At 68.7% G+C, this 22217-nt stretch carries 19 protein-coding genes; 8 read left to right on the top strand and 11 right to left on the bottom strand.

What is annotated here, in order from left to right; genetic code table 11:
• Window positions 1-81: 81 nt before the first annotated feature.
• The gene (locus WS49_RS02800; RefSeq protein WP_040144221.1) at window positions 82-1182 is read right to left on the bottom strand and encodes a saccharopine dehydrogenase family protein; all 1101 of its coding nucleotides are present in this window, start codon (window positions 1180-1182) and stop codon (window positions 82-84) included.
• 373 nt (window positions 1183-1555) lie between these two features.
• The gene (locus WS49_RS02795; RefSeq protein ID WP_006481526.1) at window positions 1556-2020 is read right to left on the bottom strand and encodes an Lrp/AsnC family transcriptional regulator; all 465 of its coding nucleotides are present in this window, start codon (window positions 2018-2020) and stop codon (window positions 1556-1558) included.
• Window positions 2021-2359: 339 nt separating this feature from the next.
• On the opposite strand from WS49_RS02795, the gene WS49_RS02790 reads away from it, so the two are divergent.
• Window positions 2360-2905, top strand: coding sequence for a Spy/CpxP family protein refolding chaperone (locus tag WS49_RS02790; protein WP_059524278.1), 546 nt, complete (start codon window positions 2360-2362; stop codon window positions 2903-2905).
• 129 nt (window positions 2906-3034) lie between these two features.
• Window positions 3035-3466, top strand: coding sequence for a PGDYG domain-containing protein (locus WS49_RS02785; RefSeq protein ID WP_059524276.1), 432 nt, complete (start codon window positions 3035-3037; stop codon window positions 3464-3466).
• A 52-nt stretch (window positions 3467-3518) separates the two neighbouring features.
• On the opposite strand, the gene WS49_RS02780 is transcribed toward WS49_RS02785, so the two are convergent.
• The 8 genes from WS49_RS02780 to WS49_RS02745 all read right to left on the bottom strand — a co-directional run bounded on the left by WS49_RS02780 (window position 3519) and on the right by WS49_RS02745 (window position 11351).
• Window positions 3519-3881 (bottom strand): DUF3022 domain-containing protein, encoded by a 363-nt coding sequence (locus WS49_RS02780; RefSeq protein WP_059524274.1) that lies wholly within the window; start codon window positions 3879-3881, stop codon window positions 3519-3521.
• 13 nt (window positions 3882-3894) lie between these two features.
• A complete protein-coding gene (locus tag WS49_RS02775; protein WP_059524272.1) occupies window positions 3895-4683 on the bottom strand; it encodes a YhfC family intramembrane metalloprotease in 789 nt (262 codons plus the stop codon).
• 54 nt (window positions 4684-4737) lie between these two features.
• Window positions 4738-5781 carry a LacI family DNA-binding transcriptional regulator gene (locus WS49_RS02770; protein WP_059524270.1) on the bottom strand — a complete coding sequence of 348 codons (1044 nt, stop codon included), beginning with the start codon at window positions 5779-5781 and terminating at the stop codon, window positions 4738-4740.
• 322 nt (window positions 5782-6103) lie between these two features.
• Complete coding sequence (locus WS49_RS02765) at window positions 6104-7069, bottom strand: 2-hydroxyacid dehydrogenase (RefSeq protein ID WP_059524540.1); 966 nt, start codon at window positions 7067-7069, stop codon at window positions 6104-6106.
• Window positions 7070-7074: 5 nt separating this feature from the next.
• A complete protein-coding gene (locus WS49_RS02760) occupies window positions 7075-8355 on the bottom strand; it encodes an MFS transporter (protein ID WP_059524268.1) in 1281 nt (426 codons plus the stop codon).
• Window positions 8356-8518: 163 nt separating this feature from the next.
• Window positions 8519-9511 carry a sugar kinase gene (locus WS49_RS02755; protein WP_059524266.1) on the bottom strand — a complete coding sequence of 331 codons (993 nt, stop codon included), beginning with the start codon at window positions 9509-9511 and terminating at the stop codon, window positions 8519-8521.
• 28 nt (window positions 9512-9539) lie between these two features.
• Window positions 9540-10304 carry a TIM barrel protein gene (locus WS49_RS02750; protein WP_059524264.1) on the bottom strand — a complete coding sequence of 255 codons (765 nt, stop codon included), beginning with the start codon at window positions 10302-10304 and terminating at the stop codon, window positions 9540-9542.
• 153 nt (window positions 10305-10457) lie between these two features.
• On the bottom strand, window positions 10458-11351 hold the full coding sequence (locus WS49_RS02745; RefSeq protein WP_059524262.1) for a LysR family transcriptional regulator: 894 nt from the start codon (window positions 11349-11351) through the stop codon (window positions 10458-10460).
• 111 nt (window positions 11352-11462) lie between these two features.
• On the opposite strand from WS49_RS02745, the gene WS49_RS02740 reads away from it, so the two are divergent.
• Window positions 11463-12539: a YeiH family protein gene (locus WS49_RS02740; protein ID WP_059524260.1), complete on the top strand. Its 1077-nt coding sequence runs from the start codon at window positions 11463-11465 to the stop codon at window positions 12537-12539.
• 114 nt (window positions 12540-12653) lie between these two features.
• A complete protein-coding gene (locus WS49_RS02735; protein WP_218921275.1) occupies window positions 12654-14387 on the top strand; it encodes a ClcB-like voltage-gated chloride channel protein in 1734 nt (577 codons plus the stop codon).
• A gap of 16 nt (window positions 14388-14403) precedes the next feature.
• On the opposite strand, the gene WS49_RS02730 is transcribed toward WS49_RS02735, so the two are convergent.
• The gene (locus WS49_RS02730; protein ID WP_059524255.1) at window positions 14404-15024 is read right to left on the bottom strand and encodes a TetR/AcrR family transcriptional regulator; all 621 of its coding nucleotides are present in this window, start codon (window positions 15022-15024) and stop codon (window positions 14404-14406) included.
• Window positions 15025-15215: 191 nt separating this feature from the next.
• Between WS49_RS02730 and WS49_RS02725 the strand changes: the two genes are divergently transcribed.
• The 4 genes from WS49_RS02725 (at window position 15216) to WS49_RS02710 (ending at window position 22194) form a co-directional block, all read left to right on the top strand.
• Complete coding sequence (locus WS49_RS02725; protein ID WP_059524253.1) at window positions 15216-16325, top strand: efflux RND transporter periplasmic adaptor subunit; 1110 nt, start codon at window positions 15216-15218, stop codon at window positions 16323-16325.
• Window positions 16322-19468: an efflux RND transporter permease subunit gene (locus WS49_RS02720; RefSeq protein WP_059524250.1), complete on the top strand. Its 3147-nt coding sequence runs from the start codon at window positions 16322-16324 to the stop codon at window positions 19466-19468. The genes WS49_RS02725 and WS49_RS02720 overlap by 4 nt, the downstream gene beginning before the upstream one ends.
• A gap of 2 nt (window positions 19469-19470) precedes the next feature.
• Window positions 19471-21042 (top strand): efflux transporter outer membrane subunit, encoded by a 1572-nt coding sequence (locus tag WS49_RS02715; RefSeq protein ID WP_059524248.1) that lies wholly within the window; start codon window positions 19471-19473, stop codon window positions 21040-21042.
• A gap of 123 nt (window positions 21043-21165) precedes the next feature.
• Window positions 21166-22194: a MerR family transcriptional regulator gene (locus WS49_RS02710; protein WP_059524247.1), complete on the top strand. Its 1029-nt coding sequence runs from the start codon at window positions 21166-21168 to the stop codon at window positions 22192-22194.
• The last annotated feature ends 23 nt before the right edge of the window (window positions 22195-22217 follow it).

The raw sequence follows: 22217 nt of genomic DNA, 5'->3' as shown, positions 1-22217 counted from the left end.
CGCCGCGACGCGCTAAAAAAACAACGCCGGAAGCGCTGTTGCGCTCCCGGCGTCGCACGGTCCTCGTGCCGGAGACCGTCGTCAGGCGACTTCGTGCACGCGCTCCATCGTGCCGCCTTCGTACAGTTTGCCGAAGCGGTTCGCGAGGAACGCCTTCAGCGACACCTTTTCCTGCGGGATGAAACCGCTCTGCGGCAGCTTCTTTTCGCGGAACAGATCCAGCACCGCGCACATCGCGCCGGCCGTCGTGATCTGGATCGCGCTCATGTGCATCCCGCACACGTCCTTCGCGAAAATCTTGCGCGTGAATACGTCCTGCACGAGCTGGCCGTCCTTCACGCCCGTCACCGTGACGAACACGAGCACGACGTCCTGCTTCGTCGACGGCACCGCGCGGCGCATGATCGACTTCAGCGTGTCGCGGTCGCTCGACAGGCGCAGGTCCTCGAGCAGGAACTGCACGAGTTCGCGGTGGCCCGGATAGCGCACCGACTTGTAGTCGAGCGTCTCGACCTTGCCCGACAGCGTTTCGCACAGCGTGCCCAGGCCGCCCGACGTGTTGAACGCTTCGTATTCGGTGCCGTCGAGCGAGAAGTGCTCGAGGCCTTCGAGCGGCTGCACCCACTGCTTGCGGCCGTCGCGGATCGCTTCGCACGGCTGGCAGTATTCGTTGATCAGGCCGTCGACGCTCCACGTCAGGTTGTACTTCAGCGCGTTGGTCGGATACTCGGGCAGCGCGCCGACGCGCATCTTCACGTCGCGCACTTCGCTGAAGCCGTTCACGAGCTCGTGTGCGGCGATGCCGATGAAGCCCGGCGCGAGGCCGCATTGCGGCATGAACGCGCGGTCCGAACCGTCCGCCAGTTCGCGGATCGCGTGGGTCGCACGCACGTCTTCGGTCAAATCGAAGTAATGGACGCCGGCAGCCTTGGCCGCCGCGGCGACGTTGACCGCGAGGTAATACGGCAGCGCGTTGACGAGCGCATCGAAGCCCTTCACGGCTTCACGGATCGCATTGGCGTCGGCCGAATCGACACGTTGCGTCGCGATGCCTTCACGCGACAGCTTAGCGAGCGCATCCGCGTCGCGGTCGAACGCGACCACTTCGTAGTCGCCCGTTTCACGCAGCATGTGAGCAATGGTGTGGCCGATCAGACCTGCGCCGACGATGGCGATTTTCATGCGCTTATCTCCTGATGATGAGTTTGGTGTTGGTGTGTACGGCGTCGAGCCATGAACACAGTTTAGGGACGCGCAAAATCAGTTCCAAGACGAAGAATGATGCGAAACGACCGTTTAATTCGACGATATGACGACTAATTTCGTCATAACGACCAAATCGTCTAAAAATCGCGTATATGACGCGCCGCAAACGGGCCGCGATGGGCGCGTTTGGACGGGCACGAAGGAACATGCAAGGAGGAAGATGCGCGAGGCAACGCCCCGCCCTGCGGCGAGCGCCGTCGGCGGGTATCAGGAAAAGGGAAAGGAGGAGAAACCGACGCGACGAATCGAAACGCGCCGCGATGTCACACGCGACACCGCTCGCGATACGTCATCCGCCAATCGTGCCGCGATCGATCTTGCGCGACAGGATGATCGACGTCGTCGTGCGCTCGACGCCTTCGAGCGTGCCGATCTGGTCGAGCAGATCGTTGAGCCGCTCCGGCGAATCCGCACGCAGCCATGCGACATAGTCGTATTCGCCGCTCACCGCGCACAACAGCTGCACCTCGGGCATCCGGTCGAGCTTGCGCAGCACGTCCTTGCCGAACTTCGGCGTGAGGATGATGCCGACGTACGCATAAATGCTTGCATCGAGCACGTCCTGTCCGAGCCGCACGCTGTATCCGGCGATCACGTTGGTGCGCTCGAGCCGCGCGATGCGCGCGACGACCGTCGTGCGTGCGACGTCGAGTTGTCGCGCGAGATCGGCGACGCTTGCGCGCGCATCCGCTTGCAGCAGCGCGACGAGTTGCCGGTCGAGGTCGTCGAGTTGGTCGAGGCGAGGTGGACGCATGAGGCTGGGCCGGCGTGCAACGCGCCGGCGAAATGGAACGTGACGCGATGATAGCGCCTAACGCCGGTGCGCCCAAACGGCATCGCACGCGGTCACGGGCTCACGCGTTCGCATCGCCCGCCTCGTTCGCGTGCGGCGTCCGACGTGTCGATCGAACGCCGTTGATCGTCGCCCGCCCGCTATGTCCCTTTCAATTTCGATTCGTATCGGATGTAAGCAAGTGTCGCTTTCGCTGTTGCGTTTCAGGCGACGTGCTACTAATAACGGGTGACAAGAGCGGCGCGCTCGCGGCATCGGCCACCGTGCCCGCTCGCACGACACCACCCCGGAGAGCCAACCATGAAGAAAATCTCGCTCACCCTCGCCACGCTCGCCGTTGCGGCCAGCGCATTCGCGCAAACGCCGCCGCAACCGCAAACGCCCGCTCCGTCGACGGCGACGGCCGCATCGGCCCCGAGCGCCGAACAGCGCGCGGCGCGCCACGAAGCGCGCATCGAGCAACGCATCAAGTACCTGCACGATCAGCTGAAGATCACGTCGGCGCAGGAGCCGCAATGGAAGACGTTCGCCGAGACGATGCGTGAAAACGGCGACACGATGGGCCGCCTCTATCGCACGCGGATGGAAAGCCAGAACGTGTCCGCGGTCGACGACATGAAGCAGTACGCGGAACTCGCGCAGGCGAACGCGGACGGCGCGAAGAAGCTCGCCGACGCATTCGCGCCGCTCTACGAGAGCTTCCCGGCCGACCAGAAGGCCCTCGCCGACACGACATTCCGCAGCTGGCTGCATCACGGCGGCGAACATCGCGGCAAGGGCAAGGCCGGGAGCAAGGAAGGCAAGGCGGCCGCCGCACCGGCCGCAAGCGCGCCCGCACAACCCTGACGTCCGCCCGCCGGCGTCGCGCTGCCCGCCCGGGCCGAACGGCGTCGCGCATCCCGCAGGAATCCGGTGCGTCACACGGCGCGCCGGATTCGGGATAAGCTGCCGGCTTTTCCCGCACTTCCCCCCGCCATGCTCGAACTCAAGCACATCGATCTGCGTACCGACCCGCAGGCCCGTCGCGTCGTGAAGGACGAAACCGTCACGGTCGCATTCGCGGAGGCCGACGGCGAACTGATGAGCCTCGAAGGCCCGAACCGCTATGTCGCCGGCGACGCGCTGATCACCGGCTCGACCGGCGACCGCTGGGTCGTGTCGCGCGCACGCTTCGACGCGAAATACCTGCCCGCCGATCCGGCACTCGCGCACGGTGCGCCGGGCGCCTATCGGAACCGGCCAGCCGTCGTGCTTGCCCGCCGGATGGACGAGCCGTTCACGATCGCCCGCTCGGAAAACGGCGACACGCTGCGCGGCGTCGCCGGCGACTGGGTGATGCAGTATGCGCCCGGCGACTACGGCGTCGTCCAGGCGCAGCGTTTCGCGCAGGTCTACCGCGACGCGTAACGCGTCGCGCGCGACGCCGGCATCGCGCCGGCGTGCGCGTTCACGTCAACGTTCAGGCAAAGTCTTCGTCGAGTTCGAGTTCCGCGTCGCGCTCGACGGCCTCGCCGGCCGCGTGCCGCTCCTCGAGCGAGCCCAGCATCGCTTCCGTGTACGCGTGCAGCACCGCATGGCTGCGGGCGCGCTGCATCGGCCTGAGCGCCAGATAGCGCGCCAGCGCGGCCGGCACGATGCGGACGTCGAGCGTCATCCGTTTCGGCGTCGAACCGAAACGCATCGCGAGCCACTGCACGGACAGGAAACGCCCGCGTGCGTCGCTGCTTTCGGCAAAGCGCGTCTGCTCCGGAAAGAGATCGCAGATCACGCGCGCGAGCGCGTCGAATTCGGCGCTCTGGCATTCGATCAGATAGTCGTCCATTCCGCCTCTCCCGTCAGGCCGCCGCACGCGGCGACCGGCACGTCTTCACCAGCACGGCGACCAGGATCGCGGCCAGCACGAAATACACGGCCTCGAGCGATCCGGCCGGCAGCACGCGCACCTGATACAGCAGCGCCGGCGCGACCGCCAGCGCATGCAGCACGATCGCGAGCGGCAGCACGCCCGCGCGGCCGGCGCGCACGCCGCGCCAGACCAGCACCGACAGCGCGAGTTGCACCACGAACGCCGAGCAGCGCTCGAGCAGCAACAGCAGCATCGACTGTGCCGACAAGGTCGCCAGCATCACGTGCAGCCGCACGACGGTATCGCCCGGCAGGTCCGCGAGCTGCGTCTCGAGCTGGCCGCGGCTCGCGAGCCACGCGAGATACGACCACTGGCCCCATACGAGCACGCCGACGAACCACGCTTCGGCGCCGGCATGGCCGATCCCGTAGCCGATGCCGCGCCCGTCGCCGGCCGACGCGCCGTAGCGGCGGCTGAGGAACCGGATCCCGAGATAGCGGCCGACCTCTTCGAACACGGCGGTCGCGAGCGCGCTGTATGCGACGAATGCGAGCGGCTGCGTGAGCCAGCCTCCGGCGGGCGTCTGGCTCAGCACGAGGCCATGGAATGCGCGTTCGACGATCATCGCGAACAGCGTGAAGACGGCGACACCGACGATCGTGTCGCGGCGGTCGAGCGAAAGCGGCTTGCGCAGGAGACGGAAGAGAACGAACGGCAGTAGCGCGATGATCAGCGTGGCGGCGATCAGCACCGCCAGCGTGACGGGAGCGACAGTCATGAATTTCCTTGTTCGGGGCAGCGCACCTGACGCGCCGCGTGCCCCGAATGATACTCAGCTTGCGGTCGACGCGCGCGCAATCAGCTCGCCCGGCAGCAATGCGACGCGCACGTCGCCGGCCGCGCCGTCGATGCGCTCGTGCACGAATTCGATGGCCTTGTAGCCGATCTCGTAGGTCGGCTGACGAATGGTCGTGATGCCGATCAGCTCGGCCCACTCCGGATCGTCGATCGACAGCAGCGCGGCCTTTTCCTGCCACGCCGCGCCGAAACGCGCGCGCAGATGGCGCGCGATCGCGAGCGCGACCGGCGCGTTGGCGGCGAACAGCGCCGCACGCACGCCGCGCCGCGCCGCGTCGTCGATGCGCGCGTCGACGTCGGCAAGCGCCGCCGCGGCCGCGGCGGGCTCGTTCAGGTCGAGCACGACCGTCGGCGGCACCGGCAGTCCGCGCGCGTCGAGCGCCGCGCGAAACGCGGCCTCGCGCAGGCGCCGCGAGCTGACGCGCTCGAACGGCTGCACGACGAAATGGATCGCATCGAAGCCGCGCGCGACCAGGTGCGCGATCGCCGTCTCGATCGCCTCGGTATTGTCGAGCCCGATCAGGTCGGCCTCGAAGCCCTCGACCGTCCGGTCGACGAGCACGGCCGGAATGCCGGCGCCGCGCAGCGGGCGCAGCACGTCTTCCTCGGCGCCGAGCGCGTTGACGATCAGCCCTTCGACCCGGTAGGTCGTGAGCAGCTGCAGGAAGCGCCGCTCCATCTCGACCTCGTTGGCCGCATGACAGATGAGCGGCATGTAGCCGAGCGCGTGGCACGCGGCCTCGACGCCCTGCAGCACTTCGACGGTATACGGATTGGTCAGGTCGGCCGCGAGCATGCCGAGCAGCCGGTTGCGGCCGCGCTTCAGCCCGCGCGCCATCTGGTTCGGCCGGTAGTTGAGGCGCGCGATCGCCGCCTCGATCCGCTGGCGCAGATCGGCGGACAGCACGTGCGTCTCGCCGTTCAGATAGCGCGAAACGCTGGTCTTGCCCGTGCCGGCTTCGCGTGCGACGTCGCTGATCGTCGCCGGACGCTGCGTGGAAGGTTGCGAATCGCTCAAGTCGTGCCTCGCGACGTACGATCCGCGCCGCTTCGTGTGCGAACGGACCTTTGTTGTTGGATACGAAAGCCACCCGGCGGACGCCGCCGCCCCCCTGCTTCGCGGTCGATCGAAGCCGGCGCGTTCGCGCCCGCTCCGGTCGCCTGAAACGCACGGCGATCGGCCGCACCGGACCTGGCACGGATGCCCGCCGCCGAACGCCGCCGGCCGCGTGGCCGGGTCGTCGATGCGACGAGCGGGCGATCATAACGCAGCCTGCCCTCCCGTACCAAGACCATCGCCTCTAACCCGGCCGGCGGCCCCGCCGGCTGACCGCCCCCGCTCAGACGCGCGCGAGCGCGTCGGGATTGACGAGGTTCGTGCGCAGCGTGCCGGCAAGCGCGCCGACCAGGTTTTCCGCGGCGCAGCGCGCCATCGCATGGCGCGTCTCGTGCGTCGCCGAGCCGATATGCGGCAGCGCGACGACATTGTTCATCCGCAGCAGCGGCGAATCCGCCGGCAACGGCTCCTTCTCGAACACGTCGAGCCCCGCGCCGCGAATCGTGCCCGCGCGCAGCGCGTCGACCAACGCGGCCTCGTCGACCACCGGCCCGCGCGACGCGTTGATCAGGATCGCGCCGCGCTTCATCTTCGCGAATTCGGCCTCTCCGATCAGGTGACGCGTTTCCGGCGACAGCGGCACCTGCAGGCACACGAAGTCCGACTGCGCGAGCAGTTCGTCGAGCGTCACGCGACGGGCTCCATACTGGGTCTCGGCTTCGGCATGCGCGGAACGATTCGTGTACAGCACCTGCATCCGGAATCCGAGCGCCGCGCGGCGCGCGACCGCGCCGCCGATCCGCCCGAGCCCGACGATGCCGAGCGTCTTGCCCTGCACGTCGGTGCCGTACAGATCGGGACCGATGCTGCGATGCCAGTGGCCGGCCTTCACCCACTCCGCCAGTTCGACCACACGTCGCGCGGACGCGAGGATCAGCGAGAACACGGTATCGGCGGTCGATTCCGTCAGCACGTCGGGCGTATGCGCGAGCACGATGCCGCGCCGCGTGAGATCCGCGACGTCGAAGTTGTCGTAGCCGACCGAGATCGTCGACCAGGCCTTCAGCCGCGGGGCGCGATCGAGCATCTGCGGCGTGACCTTCAGGCTCGCGCCGATCGCGCCGTCCGCGTCGCCGAGGGCAGCGGCGAGCGCGTCGGCGCCGTCGGCCTGCACGACTTCCGCATGCTCGCGCAGATACGCGAGCACGTCATCGGGCAGCGGCTTGTACGCGACGATACGAGGCTTCATCGTTTTCATTTTCCTTGCAGCGGCGTCGCGAGCGGGTGCGCATCGCGCGCCTGGGGTTTGACGGACAGCGTGAGGATCACCGCGGCCACGAGCGCGGCGCTCATGAACGCATACGATGCGACGGGCGACCCGGTCGCCCCGTTCAGATAGCCGACGAAGTACGAGCCGACGAACGAGCCGAGCGCGCCCATGCTGTTGATCAGCGCCATCGCGCCGCCGGCGACGTTCTTCGGCAGCAGCTCCGGGACGATCGCGAAGAACGGGCCGTACGGCGCGTACATCGCGGCGCCCGCGACGACCAGCAACGCGTACGAGATCCAGAAATGCGACGAGCCGAGCGCATACGACGCGGCGAACGCAGCCGCGCCGACGAGCAGGAACGGCCACACGAAGCCGCGGCGCGAGCCGACCTTGTCGGACGCCCACGACGCGACCAGCATCGCGATCGTCGCCGCGAGGTACGGCATCGCCGACAGCCAGCCGGTCGCGACCATGCCGAGCTCGGAGCCGTTCTTGACGATCGACGGCAGCCACAGCACGAAGCCGTACACGCCGATGCTCCAGCAGAAGTATTGCGCGCACAGCTTGATCACCGCCGGCGACCGGAACGCCTCGCCGTAGTTGCGCACGGGCTTGATCGCCGCCTGTTCGGCCGCGAGCGCAGCATCGAGATCGCTCTTTTCCTGCGCGGTGAGCCACGGCGAATCGGCCGGCTTGTCCTGCACGAGGAACCACCAGCACACGGCCCAGATGATGGCCGGCACGCCTTCGGCGATGAACATGTGGCGCCAGCCGAATTCGTGCACGAGATAGCCCGACACGATCGACATCCACAGCACGGTGACCGGGTTGCCGAGGATCAGGAACGTGTTCGCGCGCGAGCGCTCGTTCTTCGTGAACCAGTTGCTGATGTAGATGAGCATCGCCGGCATCACGGCCGCTTCGACCACGCCGAGCATGAAGCGGATCGCCATCAGCGACGGGATGTTGGTGACGACGCCCGTGAGCGCCGCGCAAGCGCCCCACAGCACGAGGCTGGCGAACACGAGCTTCTTGACGCTGCGGCGCTCCGCATAGATCGCGCCCGGAATCTGGAAGAAGAAGTAGCCGAGGAAGAACAGCGCGCCGATCAGCGACGACAGGCCCTTGCTGATCCCGAGGTCCTGGTTGATGCCGGCCGCTGCCGCGAACCCGTAGTTCGCGCGGTCGAGGTAAGCGAGGCTGTACGTGATGAAGACGATCGGCATGATCGTCCACCAGCGTCGTGCTGCGAGATTGGCTGCCATCAGAGTGTCTCCTGGGTGGACCGGAGCGGGCGCTCGAGCGCTTGCTCCCGTCCCGTCCTTTCGGGAATCGACCGGCGTCGGCGCATCGGCGCCTGCTCCGGCCTCATGCAAAACCGTGCACGAAGCACGAAATGGGTCCGCGGATTGTGCCGTGTCCGGCCTCTCATTGCGCGGTGACGCTTTCCTCTAAGCGATCGGCTCGATTGCTGACGTTTTCGAGCCGATCGAGTGCCTCGCGGGTCGGCAGGCCTTCCGAATCGCCGATCACCTGGATCGCGAGCGCCCCGATGCGGTTGCCGCGCGCGACCGCCTGCTCGACGGACCGACCTTCCAGCAGCGCGCTGACCACGCCGACCGCGAAGCCGTCGCCGGCGCCGACCGTGTCGACCACGTTCGCGACGCGCTCGCCCGCGACCGTGCCCTCGCGGCCATCGGCCGTGCGGAAGTACGCGCCCTCGGCGCCGAGCTTGATCACCACGCCGCGCGCGCCCTGTGCCAGATAGAAACCCGCGATGTCGGCGGGCGTGTCGTGCCCGGTGAGCTGCTGCCCTTCGGCGAGGCCCGGCAGCACCCAGTCGGCGAGCGTCGCGAGCGCGTTCAGCGTCTTCGCCATCACGTCGGCAGACGGCCACAGCGTCGGGCGCAGGTTCGGGTCGAACGAGATCGTCTTGCCCGCCGCGCGCATCTCGCGCGCCAGCTGGAACGCGAGTTCGCACGACGTCGCGGAGATCGCCGGCGCGACGCCCGTCAAGTGCAGGTGACGCGCGCCGAGCACGTAGTCGGCCACGTAGTCGTCGCACGACAGGTGGCTCGCCGCCGAGCCCTTGCGGAAATATTCGACGGTCGGGTCGCTGCCGTCGTCGTTGCGCGACTTCAGCTGAAAACCGGTCGGATAGCGCGGATCGACGGTCACGCACGACGCGTCGATGCCTTCGCGCGCGAGCGTGTCGAGCACGTAGCCGCCGAACGAATCGCGGCCCACCCGGCTCATCCAGCCGACCCGGAAGCCGAGCCGCGACAGGCCGATCGCGACGTTCAGGTCCGCGCCCGCGATCCGTTTCGTGAATTGCGACGCGTGCGCGAGGTGGCCGGGCTCGGCGGCGACGAACATCGCCATCGCTTCGCCGTAGGTCACGACATCGAGTGCTGCCTTCATCAGTGAATTCCTCCGTATCCTTCCTGCGTCACGCGGCGGCGAGCCACGCCACGCGCCGGCCGGCATCGCCCGCCAGGTCCGCGGCATCGAACGGGAATTCGATGCCGCGCGGCGCCGCTTGCGGCAGGACCGCGAGCACGTCCGTGACGAGCGTGTCGCCCGGCGCCGGCGCCACCGCGAAACGGCGCGCGCCCTCGCCCTCGACTGCCTTGCAATGAATGTATTCCACATGCGGCGCGAGCGCGTGCGCGCACGCGAGCGGCGCTTCGCCCGGCCACTGCCAGTTGCCGATGTCGAACGTCATGCCGAGCGCATCGGGCACGCCCGCGTCGGTCAACGCGGCGAACAGCCCGCTGAATTGAGCGAGCGCGCCACCCACCGGCAGCTGGCCGTTCTCGACCACCACGCGGGCACGCGCGCCGCGCGACAACGCGACGATTCCGGACGCATGCGCGTCGCCGGCGAAGCCGCCGAGCTGAAACTTGACGAAGCGCGCGCCGAGCGCGTCGGCTTCCACGAGCGTGTCGCGCAACGCGTCGGCATCGAGCGCGCCGGTTTCCGTGTACAACGTGGCCGGCGTCGAATAGACCGACCACAGCCCGTGCGCGGTGAGTGCCGCGCCAAGCTCGGCCAGCGCGCCGGGCGTCGCGTCGTCGTCCGATGCGAACAGCTCGCGCCGCACCTCGAAACCGGTCGCGCCGGATGCGGCCGCGGTCGCGATGAATGCACGGTGGCCCTCCTGACGCACGCGGTCCATCCCGAATGCGCTCGCCACGATCACGATGTCTGCCATTTATGCCCTTTTTTCACCGGAATGGAACCGGTTCCATTTGCTTGAGACGGATGGTGCGCTTCGCATCCGGTGCACGCCATAGAGGAAATCCCTAGGCCGGGCCGCCGCGCGCCCGCCCACGTGCGTCCGGCATTCCACCACCCGGGTCGGCGCCTATGCGTCGTCGTGCGTGATGCACATGTCGAGGAACTGGGCCGCCACGCGCGACGGCGCGGCGCCGTGCGGCACGAGGATCGAGAAATGGCGCGTGAGCGGCGCCGGGGCCAGCGAGCGCGGCACGAGCGCCGCATCCTCGTGCCGCAGCGACATCGCGGACACGAAACCGACGCCCATCCCCGCGCGCACGGCCTCCTTCACGGCCTCGACGCCCGCGATCTCGAACGCGACGCGCATCGGCGCGCCGCCATGCGCGAACGCGCGTTCGACGAGCTGGCGCACGCCGGAACCCTCCTCGCGCAGCACGAGCGGATGCGCGGCGAGTGCGTCGAGCGTGACGCCGGCTTCGTAGTCCGGCGCGGCGAGCGGATGTCCGGCCGGCACGACCGCGACGATCTCGTCCTCGTGCCACGCATGCACGGCGGTGCCGGGCGGCAGCGCCTCGCCGGGCGGCCCTTCGATCATCGCGATGTCGAGCGACGCCAGCGTGGCAACCACGTCGGCCGTATTGCCGCTCATCGTGTGGATCGCCACCCGCGGCACGCGCGGCTGAAACGCCGCGATCAGGTACGGCAGCAGGTAGCTGGCGGGCGTCGTGCTCGCGCCGATCCGCAGCGTGCCGGCGTCGAGCCCGCGCACGGCGTCGCGAAACGCGCGCGCCTGCGCGAACGTGTCGCGCTGCGCCTTCGCGTACTGCGCGAGCTGTTCGCCGACCGGCGTCAGGCGGATGCCGCGGCCCTCGCGCTGGTACAGCGGCTCGCCGAACTCGTCCTGCAGCAGGCGCAACTGGCCCGACACGGCCGGCTGCGACAGATGCAGCGCGACGGCGGCGCGGCTGATGTTCAGATGTTCGGCGACGGCCGCGAACGTTATCAGTTGATCCGGGGTCATGAGCGTGAATTATCGGATTTCCGGATAGTTTACGTCACAAATCACAATTTTTCATATCGATATAACCAAATTAGGATTAAGCCATCGCAACCCGTTTCATCACGGTGCCCCATGTCCACTGCTCCGACTCCCCATCTCAATCACGCCGCCCCGTCGATGCGCGGCCAGTTGAACGGCGTGCTGTTCGTCGCGCTGTTCGCCGCCGCGGTCACCAGTCTGTCGCAACTTCCGGCGATCGCCGGGCTCGGCCTGTCGCCGCTGATCGTCGGCATCGTCGCAGGCGCGCTGTACGGTAACGCGCTGCGCGACGGCATGCCCGCGAGTTGGGCGGCCGGCGTCAACTTTTCCGCGCGCAAGCTGCTGCGCATCGCGGTCGCGTTCTTCGGCCTGCGTGTGAGCCTGCAGGAAATCGCGCAGGTCGGCCTGCCGGGCCTGACGGTGTCGGTGCTGGTCGTCGTCAGCACGCTCGCGATCGGCACCTGGGTCGGCATGAAGGTGATGAAGCTCGATCGCGACGCGGCGCTCTTGACCGCCGCCGGCAGCGCGATCTGCGGCGCGGCCGCCGTGCTCGCGTTCGAGTCGACGCTGCAGTCGAAGCCGCATCAGAGCGCGATGGCCGTGGGCAGCGTGGTGCTGTTCGGCACGCTGTCGATGTTCCTCTACCCGCTCGCGTATCACGCCGGCCTGCTCAATCTCGACCCGGCCGGCCTCGGCCTGTTCTTCGGCGGCACGATCCACGAGGTCGCGCAGGTGGTCGGCGCGGCGAGCGACATCAGCCCGCAGGTCGCGCACGTCGCGACGATCGTGAAGATGACCCGCGTGATGCTGCTGGTGCCGGTGCTGCTCACGCTCGGCTGGTGGCTCGCCCGCTCCGCACGCCCGGCCGGTGCGAGCGCCGACGGCGCGCACGGCAAGCGCAAGGTGGCGGTGCCGTGGTTCGCGCTCGGCTTCCTCGGCTTCGTGATCGTCAATTCGCTGAACGTGCTGCCCGCCGACGTCACGCACACGCTGAACGTGCTCGACACCTTCGCGCTGACGATGGCAATGACCGCGCTCGGCATCGAGACCCGCGTGTCGCAGATCCGCGAGGCCGGCCCGCGGGCCCTGACCACCGGCCTGATCCTGTACGTCTGGCTGATCGCCGGCGGCTATGGGATCACCTGGGCCGTGCAGCGCTGGCTTGGCTGAGCCGCGCACCACGTCGCGACACGCGCCGCGCCCGACGGGAAGGTCCCGCGGGCGCGGCGCAGTGCTATGCTTCGCGTCGTTTTCCTCCGCCCACTTCATCATCCTCTTTCAGCCGTGCTCTCGTTCCTGCTGAAGCTGCGCACTCGCGCCCAGACGCTGTTCCGCCTGTCGGACGCTCATACGATGCTGATCTGGTCGGCCATCGTCGGCGTCGGCGGCGCCTTCGCCACGATGGCGTTTCGCGAAGGCATCGACCTGATGCAGCGCCTGATCTCCGGGCACAGCGGGAGCTTCGTGCAGATGGCGCGAAGCCTGCCGTGGTACGTGCGGTTCTGGATGCCGGCCGCGGGCGGCTTCCTCGCCGGCTGCGTGCTGCTGCTCGCGACGCGCGGCGTCCGGAAATCCGGCAACACCGACTACATGGAAGCCGTCGCGCTCGGCGACGGCGTCGTGCCGGTACGGCAGAGCCTGTGGCGCAGCGTGTCGTCGCTGCTGACGATCGGCAGCGGCGGCTCGATCGGCCGCGAAGGCCCGATGGTGCAGCTCGCCGCGCTCGCCGCATCGCTGGTCGGCCGCTTCGTGCACTTCGACCCGCCGCGCCTGCGCCTGCTCGTCGCGTGCGGCGCGGCGGCCGGCATCACGTCCGCCTACAACGCGCCGATCGCCGGCGCGTTCTTCGTGTCCGAAATCGTGCTCGGCACGATCGCGATGGAAAGCTTCGGGCCGATGGTCGTCGCATCCGTCGTCGCGAACATCGTGATGCGGGAATTCGCCGGCTACCGGCCGCCATACGAGATGCCGGTGTTCCCGGCCGTGACGGGCCCCGAGGTGCTGCTGTTCGTCGTACTCGGCGCGCTGTGCGGCGTGCTCGCGCCGCAGTTCCTGCACCTGCTCGATGCGTCGAAGAACCAGTTCAAGCGGCTGCCCGTGCCGCTGCCGGTGCGGCTCGCGCTCGGCGGCCTCGTGGTCGGCGTGATCTCGGTGTGGATTCCGGACGTGTGGGGCAACGGCTACAGCGTCGTGAACCAGATCCTGCATTCGCCGTGGACCTGGCAGGCGCTCGTCGCGGTGCTGGTGTTCAAGGTGATCGCGACCGCGGCGACCGCCGGCTCGGGCGCGGTCGGCGGCGTGTTTACGCCGACGCTGTTCGTCGGGGCCGTGTTCGGGTCGCTGTTCGGGCTCGCGATGAACGCGCTGTGGCCCGGCCACACGTCCGCGTATTTCGCGTATGCGATGGTCGGAATGGGTGCATTCATGGCCGGCGCCACGCAGGCGCCGCTGATGGCCATCCTGATGATCTTCGAGATGACGCTCAGTTACCAGGTCGTGCTGCCGCTGCTGGTGTCGTGCGTGTTCGCGTATTTCGTCGCGCGCGCGACGGGCACGACGTCGATGTACGAGATCACGCTGCGCCACCACCAGGACGCGCAGGAACGGCTGCGGCTGCGCACCACCCAGATGCGCGAGCTGATCCAGCCCGCGCAGACGGTCGTGCCGCTCACCGCGAGCGTCGCCGACATGACGCGCGTGTTTCTCGAATATCCGGTGAAGTATCTGTACGTGACCGACGACGCCGGGCGCTTCCGCGGCGCGGTCGCGTTGAAGGACATCACGTCCGACCTGCTCGACAAGCGCGACACCACCGACAAGACGGCAGCGCACTACGCGCATACGCCGTTTCCGCTGCTCACGCCCGACATGCCGCTCGCGACCGCGCTCGAGCGCTTCATGGCGTTCCAGGGCGAACGGCTGCCGGTGATCGAAAGCGAGGCCGAGCCGACGCTCGCGGGCGTCGTCTACAAGACGTCGCTGCTCGACGCGTACCGGCGGATGACCGGCGAGCGCTGAGCTGTACCGGGCCCGTTCAGTCCGGCGCGCGCCCCAGCACGACCCGCGCGAAGAACCCCGCCAGCACCGATTCGGCCACGTCGGCCGAAACATGTTGCGGATCGGCCGTGTAGTACGACTGAACGCCGTCGCACAGGCACATCAGCCCGAACGCGAGCGTCTCGGCCGGCAGCAACAGCGGCGTGCCCGCGCGCTCGGCGAAGCGCTGGATGAATTCGGCCATCTGCAGCCGCTTGCCGTGCAGGAACTGGTTGAAGCGCACGCGAAACTTCGCGTCGCGCGCCGCCTGCAGCTTCGCCTCGCCCCACAGCAGCGAATATTCGTCGTCGCGAAACAGCGTCCGGTAGTACGCGAGCGCCATCGACTCCATCTGCTCGCGCGGCCCGCCCACCTCGAAGATCGCCTCGAAATCGGCCCGCACCGAATCATGGTCGCGCTCGAGCAGTTCGAGCAGCAGTTCCGACTTGCTGCGGAAATTCGAATAAAACGCGCCGCGCGTATAGCCGGCCGCCGCCGCGATGTCCTCGACGCTCGCGGCGACATAGCCTTTCTTCAGAAAAATCCGGTGCGCGGCATTCAGCAGACGTTCGCGCGTCTGGTCCCTGCTCTGCTCGCGAGTTAAGCGCTGTGGTTTCATGGCGCGCAGTCTAGCACCAACTCCCTTTCGGATTCATCTTTGCATTCAGATACAGGTGTGTATTAGAATCCGCCACAGTTTTCGAACGACCTCGTTCGACTGTGTTCGTGCGCGCCGGGCCGGCGCCACTCGGGGCAAGCGCCCGCCGCGCTTGCCGGCTTCGCTCCGTTCTCACCTCATCTGGGGGTTTCGTGAATCGCTCCGGTTCCCGCGCCGTGCTGCTGATCGGCACCGCGCTCGTCCTCGCCGCCTGCCACCCGAAGGAAGCCGCGCCGCCCGCGCCGCGCCCGGTCGTCGCGTTGCCCGCGCACGCCGACGGCGCCGCGGCGGCCGCCACGCTGCCCGGCGAGATCCAGCCGCGTTACGCGACGCCGCTGTCGTTCCGCATCGCGGGCAAGATCGTCGAACGCAAGGTGCGGCTCGGCGACACCGTCAAGGCCGGCCAGGTCGTCGCGCTGCTCGATCCGTCCGACGTCGAGAAGAACGCCGCGAGCGCGCAGGCGCAGCTCGCTGCCGCATCGCACGGCCTCGCGTTCGCGAAGCAGCAGCTCGACCGCGATCGCGCGCAGGCGCGCGAGAACCTGATCGCGACCGCGCAGCTCGAACAGACCGAGAACAGCTACACGTCCGCGCTCGCGCAGCGCGACCAGGCGCAGCAGCAGCTCGCGCTCGCGAAGAACCAGCTCCGCTATGCGACGCTCGTCGCCGATCACGCGGGCACCATCACCGCCGAACAGGCCGACACCGGCCAGAACGTATCCGCCGGCCAGGCCGTCTACCAGCTTGCGTGGTCGGGCGACGTCGATGTCGTCAGCGACGTGCCCGAAGCCGCGCTCGCGTCGCTCGCGCCCGGGCACGCGGCGAGCGTCACGTTGCCGTCGCTGCCGGGCCGCCGGTTCGACGCGAAGGTGCGCGAAATCGCGCCGGCCGCCGATCCGCAAAGCCGCACCTACCGCGTGAAGCTCACGCTCGCCGCGCCCGATCCGGCCGTGCGCCTCGGGATGACCGCGACCGTCGCGTTCGACGGCGCGCCGATTGCCGGCAACGCGCCGAGCATCACGCTGCCCGCGACCGCGCTGTTCCACGACGGCCCGCATCCGGCCGTGTGGGTCGTGCGCACGAAGGACGACACGCTCGAACTGCGCCGCGTCGACGTCGCGCGCTTCAACGAACGCACCGTCACCGTGTCGAGCGGGCTGCAGCCTGGCGAGCGCGTCGTGCTGCAAGGCGTGCACACGGTCAGCGCGGGCGAGAAGGTGCGGCCGATCGCACCGCTGCATGCCGAGGACTTCGCGTCATGAGCGGCCCCCGCGAAGAAGGCCGGTTCAATCTGTCGGCATGGGCGCTGCGCCATCAGGCGCTGGTCGTCTACCTGATCGCGCTCGCGACGCTCGCGGGCATCCTCGCGTACACGCGGCTCGCGCAATCCGAAGACCCGCCGTTCACGTTCCGCGTGATGGTGATCCGCACGTTCTGGCCCGGCGCGAGCGCGCGGCAGGTGCAGGAGCAGGTGACCGACCGGATCGGCCGCAAGCTGCAGGAAACGCCGGCTATCGACTTCCTGCGCAGCTATTCGCGGCCCGGCGAATCGTTGATCTTCTTCACGATGAAGGATTCGGCGCCCGTGAAGGACGTGCCCGAGACCTGGTACCAGATCCGCAAGAAGGTCGGCGACATCGGCTATACGCTGCCGCCGGGCGTGCAGGGCCCGTTCTTCAACGACGAGTTCGGCGACGTCTACACCAACATCTGGACGCTCGAAGGCGACGGCTTCACGCCCGCGCAACTCCACGACTACGCGGACCAGCTGCGTACGGTGCTGCTGCGCGTGCCCGGCGTCGGCAAGGTCGACTACTTCGGCGACCCCGACCAGCGGATCTTCATCGAGGCCGACAACACGCAGCTCACGCGTCTCGGCATCTCGCCGCAGCAGCTCGGGCAGGCGATCAACGCGCAGAACGACATCTCGTCGGCCGGCGTGCTCACGACCGCCGACGATCGCGTGTTCGTGCGGCCGAGCGGCCAGTTCGACAACGTCGCCGCGATCGCCGACACGCTGATCCGCATCAACGGCCGCACGTTCCGGCTCGGCGATCTCGCCACCGTGAAGCGCGGTTACGACGATCCGCCCGTCACGCAAATGCGCACCCAAGGCCATGCCGTGCTCGGCATCGGCGTGACGATGCAGCCTGGCGGTGACGTGATCCGGCTTGGCAAGGCGCTCGACGCCGAATCGAAGGACCTGCAGGCGCAGTTGCCGGCCGGCCTCAAGCTGACGCTGGTGTCGAGCATGCCGCATGCGGTGTCGCATTCGGTCGACGACTTCCTCGAAGCCGTCGCCGAAGCGGTCGCGATCGTGCTGGTCGTGAGCCTCGTGTCGCTCGGCCTGCGCACCGGGATGGTCGTCGTGATCTCGATTCCGGTCGTGCTCGCCGTCACGGCCCTGTTCATGTACCTGTTCGACATCGGGCTGCACAAGGTGTCGCTCGGCACGCTGGTGCTCGCGCTCGGGCTGCTCGTCGACGACGCGATCATCGCGGTCGAGATGATGGCCGTGAAGCTCGAACAGGGCTACAGCCGCGCGCGCGCCGCCGCGTTCGCGTACACGAGCACCGCGTTCCCGATGCTGACGGGCACGCTCGTCACGGTGTCGGGCTTCCTGCCGATCGCGCTCGCGAAATCGAGCACCGGCGAGTACACGCGCTCGATCTTCGAGGTGTCGGCGATCGCGCTGATCGCGTCGTGGTTCGCGGCCGTCGTGCTGATTCCGCTGCTCGGCTACCACCTGCTGCCCGAGCGCAAGAAGCACGCGCACGAAGCGCATCTGCCGGACGATCACGAGCACGACATCTACGACACGCGCTTCTACACGCGCCTGCGCGGCTGGATCGACTGGTGCATCGAGCGCCGCTTCGTCGTGCTGCTGATCACCGGCGCCCTCTTCGTCGTCGCGCTGATGGGTTTCTCGCTCGTGCCGCAGCAGTTCTTCCCGAGCTCCGATCGCCCCGAGCTGCTGGTCGACCTGCGGCTGCCCGAAGGTGCGTCGTTCGCGGCGACGCTGCGCGAGACCGAACGCCTCGAGAAGGTGCTCGACAAGCGGCCCGAGATCGACCATTCGGTGAATTTCGTCGGCAGCGGCGCGCCGCGCTTCTACCTGCCGCTCGACCAGCAACTGCAATTGCCGAACTTCGCGCAGTTCGTCGTCACCGCGAAATCCGTCGAGGATCGCGAGAAGCTCGCGACGTGGCTCGAGACCACGCTGCGCGACCGCTTCCCGGCCGTGCGCTGGCGCCTGTCGCGGCTCGAGAACGGGCCGCCCGTCGGCTACCCCGTGCAGTTCCGCGTGAGCGGCGACGACATCGCGATGGTGCGCTCGATCGCCGAGAAGGTCGCGGCAACGATGCGCGGCGACGCGCGCACGATGAACGTGCAATTCGACTGGGATGAGCCGGCCGAGCGCTCGGTGCGCTTCGAGCTCGATCAGAAGAAGGCGCGCGCGCTGAACGTCACGTCGCAGGACGTGTCGAGCTTCCTCGCGATGACGCTGTCCGGCACGACCGTCACGCAGTATCGCGAACGCGACAAGCTGATCGCGGTCGACCTGCGTGCGCCGCGCCCCGATCGCGTCGATCCCGCGAAGCTCGCGGGCCTCGCGATGCCGACGCCGAACGGCCCCGTGCCGCTCGGCTCGCTCGGCCGCTTCACGCCGGCGCTCGAATACGGCGTGGTGTGGGAGCGCGATCGCCAGCCGACCATCACCGTGCAGTCCGACGTGCGCGCCGGCGCGCAGGGCATCGATGTCACGCATGCGATCGACGGCAAGCTGAATGCATTGCGCACGCAACTGCCGGTCGGCTACCAGATCAACATCGGCGGGTCGGTCGAGGAAAGCGCGAAGGCGCAGACGTCGATCAACGCGCAGATGCCGCTGATGGCGATCGCCGTGTTCACGCTGCTGATGATCCAGCTGCAGAGCTTCTCGCGCGTGCTGATGGTCGTGCTGACCGCACCGCTCGGGCTGATCGGCGTGGTCGGCACGCTGCTGCTGTTCGGGCAGCCGTTCGGCTTCGTCGCGATGCTCGGCGTGATCGCGATGTTCGGGATCATCATGCGCAACTCGGTGATTCTCGTCGACCAGATCGAGCAGGACATCGCGGCCGGCCACGGCCGCTTCGACGCGATCGTCGGCGCGACCGTGCGGCGCTTCCGCCCGATCACGCTGACGGCCGCGGCCGCCGTGCTCGCGCTGATCCCGCTGTTGCGCTCGAACTTCTTCGGGCCGATGGCGACCGCGCTGATGGGCGGGATCACGAGCGCGACCGTGCTGACGCTGTTCTACCTGCCCGCGCTGTACGCCGCGTGGTTCCGAGTGAAGCGCGACGAACGCGACCCGCGCGACGGCCCGCCACACGACGGCCCGCCTGCCGCCCCGTCGGGAGCCTGATCATGGAACTGTCGATGAACCTGAAAACGAAGGCCGCGCGGGCGCTCGCGGTAGTGAGCCTCGCCGGCCCGCTCGCCGGCTGCGCATGGTTCGCGCCGAGCGGCGAGCCGCCCGCGATGCCGTCGCCCGCGCATTACGGCGCCGCCCCGCAAGTGCAGCAGACGGTCGCCGCGCAAGGCGTTGCGCAGCAGTTCGAGGTCGGCGCGCAGCCCGTGCCCGACTGGTGGACGCAGTACCGCTCCGATGCGCTGAACGCGCTCGTCGACGAAGGGCTGCGCAACAGCCCGACGCTCAGCGCGGCTTCGCATTCGCTGGATGCCGCGCGCGAGCAGTTGCGCGGGCAGATCGGCAGCTCGATGCTGCCGTCGATCGACGCGGGCGCCCAGGCCACGCGCCAGCGCGCACTCGGCGTGCCGATCCCCGCGCTCGGCGCGCCGACGCTGCTGTACGACACGTTCGTCGGGCAACTGCAGGCGAGCTACACGATCGACCTGTTCGGCGTGTCGCGCTTCGCGAACCGCGCGCTCGCGAAACGCGTCGACGTCAGCGCGTTCCAGCTCGAATCGGCGCGTCGGGCACTCGCCGCGAACATCGTCACCGCGTCGATCACGGTGTCGGTGCTCAACGCGCAGATCGAGACGACCGAACGGCTCGTCGCGCTCGCGAACGACCAGGCGCACGACGCGCAACGCCGCTACGCGCTCGGCTCGGCGTCGCACAGCGACGCGCTGAGCGCACGGCAAAGCGCGGACACCTTCGCCGCGAGCCTGCCCGCGCTGCGCCAGCAGCGCGACTCGGCGCGCCACGCGCTGGCGGTGCTGGTCGGCCGCACGCCCGACCGGCCGCCCGCCGACCTCACGCTCGCCGACCTGCACCTGCCCACGCAGGTGCCCGTGGTCGTGCCGTCCGACCTGCTGCAAAGCCGCCCCGACATCCAGGCCGCCGACGCGGGGCTGAAGGCGGCCGCCGCCGAAGTCGGCGTCGCGACCGCGCAGTTGTTCCCGCAGCTGTCGCTGTCGGCAGCCATGGGCAAAGGCGGCTTCAGCTGGCCGACGATGCTGTCGGGCGCCGGCGCGATCTGGAACGTCGGGGCGTCGCTGAGCCAGCCGCTGTTTCACGGCGGCGCGCTGCTCGCGCAGCGGCGTGCGGCGAAGGCCACTTACGAAGCCACGGTCGACCAGTACAGGCAGACCGTGCTGAGCGCGTTCCAGAACGTCGCCGATTCGCTCGCCGCGCTCGAGCACGACGCGGAGGCGCTCGATGCGTCGTCGCGGGCCGCGCTGTCCGCGCGCGGCGCGTACGACGACGCGGCCGCCCGCGTGCGGCTCGGCGCGTTGCCGCCGTCGGCGGCGCGCGCGAGCGAGCTGCAGTACCGCAACGCGCGGCTCGACGAGATTCGCGCGACGGGCGCACGCTTCGCGGATACCGCGCGGCTCTATCAGGCGATGGGCACGCCGCCGGTCGAGCCGACCGGCAACGCAGCGACGGCAGGCCACGCCGGCAACGCGGATCAAGACGCTCCCGCCGCCCAGGCGCGCGCGGCCACGCCCGACGCGCCGCCGTCACCGCAATAACGCGCCCTTGCCCCGGACGCATGGCGCGCGGAACCACCCCGCGCGCCGATCCGCGATCTTCCGCTTGACCCTCACGTAGCGTAACGTTCGAGACTCCAGTGTGCGCACCGAACGGAGGACACCATGCGGCTGAAAGTGGGAGAACTGGCGAAACGCAGCGGCCTGACCGTCCGCACGCTTCATCACTATCACGCGATCGGCCTCCTGACGCCTTCGGCGCGTGCCGACAACGGCTACCGGCTGTACGACCGCGACGACATCGCCCGGCTCCACCAGATCCAGGCCCTGCGTCGCTTCGGACTGTCGCTTGCCGAAATCGGCGACTACCTGAACCAGCCCGGCACCCCGCTCGTCGAGCTCGTCGCGAAGCAGATCGCGTCGCTCGACCACCAGCTCGCGCAGGCCGCGCAGCTGCGCGAGCGGCTCGTGCACCTGCACGCGCAACTCGCCGCGGGCACCGAGCCGGAACTGGCCGATTGGCTCACCACACTGGAGTTGATGACCGTGTACGACAAATATTTTTCCGAAGAAGAACTCGCGCGTCTGCCGATGTACAGCAAGAGCCAGGCGGGCGACGCCGAATGGATCGCGCTCGTCGCCGACGTGCGTGCGCTGCACGACGCGGGCGTGCCGCCCGAGGACGAGCGCGTGCGTGCGCTCGCCGGCCGCTGGATGGCGCTGCTCGTGCGCGACACGAACAACGATCCGCGGCTGCTCGCGAAGCTGAACCTGATGCACGAGCGCGAACCGGCGATGCAGTCGAAACTCGGCATCTCGACCGTGCTGCGCGACTATGTGCTGCGCGCGTCCTCGGAAACGAAGATGCGGATCTTCGAGAAGTATCTCGACCCGGACGAGATCCGCTTCATGCGCGCGCACTTCGGCGAACACGCGATGGAATGGCCGCAACTGATGGGCGACGTGCGCGATGCGATCGATACGGGCGCACGGCCCGATTCGCCGGAAGGCCGCGCGCTCGCGCAACGCTGGCTCGACCTGTTCCGCAGCTATGCGGGCAACGACCCGGCCACGCACGCGAAATTCCGGCATGCGATGATGACCGAGCCGGCGCTGACGAAGGATTCGTGGGTCGACGACACGCTGCTCGGTTTCATCCGCGAGGCGATGGCGCAGCTTGCGCCGGCGCGTTGACGGCGTAGCCCCCGCGGGATGTG

Source organism: Burkholderia sp. RF7-non_BP4 (genome assembly GCF_001521935.1).
Taxonomy (GTDB): domain Bacteria; phylum Pseudomonadota; class Gammaproteobacteria; order Burkholderiales; family Burkholderiaceae; genus Burkholderia; species Burkholderia diffusa.
The sequence above is the reverse complement of the archived record's forward strand: the minus strand, read 5'-3'. Positions and strand labels throughout refer to the sequence as shown.

Excerpts from the sequence above, each read along its gene's own strand:
- WS49_RS02800 (WP_040144221.1), bottom strand. The coding sequence starts at position 1,182 with ATGAAAATCGCCATCGTCGGCGCAGGTCTGATCGGCCACACCATTGCT.
- WS49_RS02795 (WP_006481526.1), bottom strand. The coding sequence starts at position 2,020 with ATGCGTCCACCTCGCCTCGACCAACTCGACGACCTCGACCGGCAACTC.
- WS49_RS02790 (WP_059524278.1), top strand. The coding sequence starts at position 2,360 with ATGAAGAAAATCTCGCTCACCCTCGCCACGCTCGCCGTTGCGGCCAGC.
- WS49_RS02785 (WP_059524276.1), top strand. The coding sequence starts at position 3,035 with ATGCTCGAACTCAAGCACATCGATCTGCGTACCGACCCGCAGGCCCGT.
- WS49_RS02780 (WP_059524274.1), bottom strand. The coding sequence starts at position 3,881 with ATGGACGACTATCTGATCGAATGCCAGAGCGCCGAATTCGACGCGCTC.
- WS49_RS02775 (WP_059524272.1), bottom strand. The coding sequence starts at position 4,683 with ATGACTGTCGCTCCCGTCACGCTGGCGGTGCTGATCGCCGCCACGCTG.
- WS49_RS02765 (WP_059524540.1), bottom strand. The coding sequence starts at position 7,069 with ATGAAGCCTCGTATCGTCGCGTACAAGCCGCTGCCCGATGACGTGCTC.
- WS49_RS02760 (WP_059524268.1), bottom strand. The coding sequence starts at position 8,355 with ATGGCAGCCAATCTCGCAGCACGACGCTGGTGGACGATCATGCCGATC.
- WS49_RS02755 (WP_059524266.1), bottom strand. The coding sequence starts at position 9,511 with ATGAAGGCAGCACTCGATGTCGTGACCTACGGCGAAGCGATGGCGATG.
- WS49_RS02750 (WP_059524264.1), bottom strand. The coding sequence starts at position 10,304 with ATGGCAGACATCGTGATCGTGGCGAGCGCATTCGGGATGGACCGCGTG.
- WS49_RS02745 (WP_059524262.1), bottom strand. The coding sequence starts at position 11,351 with ATGACCCCGGATCAACTGATAACGTTCGCGGCCGTCGCCGAACATCTG.
- WS49_RS02740 (WP_059524260.1), top strand. The coding sequence starts at position 11,463 with ATGTCCACTGCTCCGACTCCCCATCTCAATCACGCCGCCCCGTCGATG.
- WS49_RS02730 (WP_059524255.1), bottom strand. The coding sequence starts at position 15,024 with ATGAAACCACAGCGCTTAACTCGCGAGCAGAGCAGGGACCAGACGCGC.
- WS49_RS02720 (WP_059524250.1), top strand. The coding sequence starts at position 16,322 with ATGAGCGGCCCCCGCGAAGAAGGCCGGTTCAATCTGTCGGCATGGGCG.
- WS49_RS02715 (WP_059524248.1), top strand. The coding sequence starts at position 19,471 with ATGGAACTGTCGATGAACCTGAAAACGAAGGCCGCGCGGGCGCTCGCG.
- WS49_RS02710 (WP_059524247.1), top strand. The coding sequence starts at position 21,166 with ATGCGGCTGAAAGTGGGAGAACTGGCGAAACGCAGCGGCCTGACCGTC.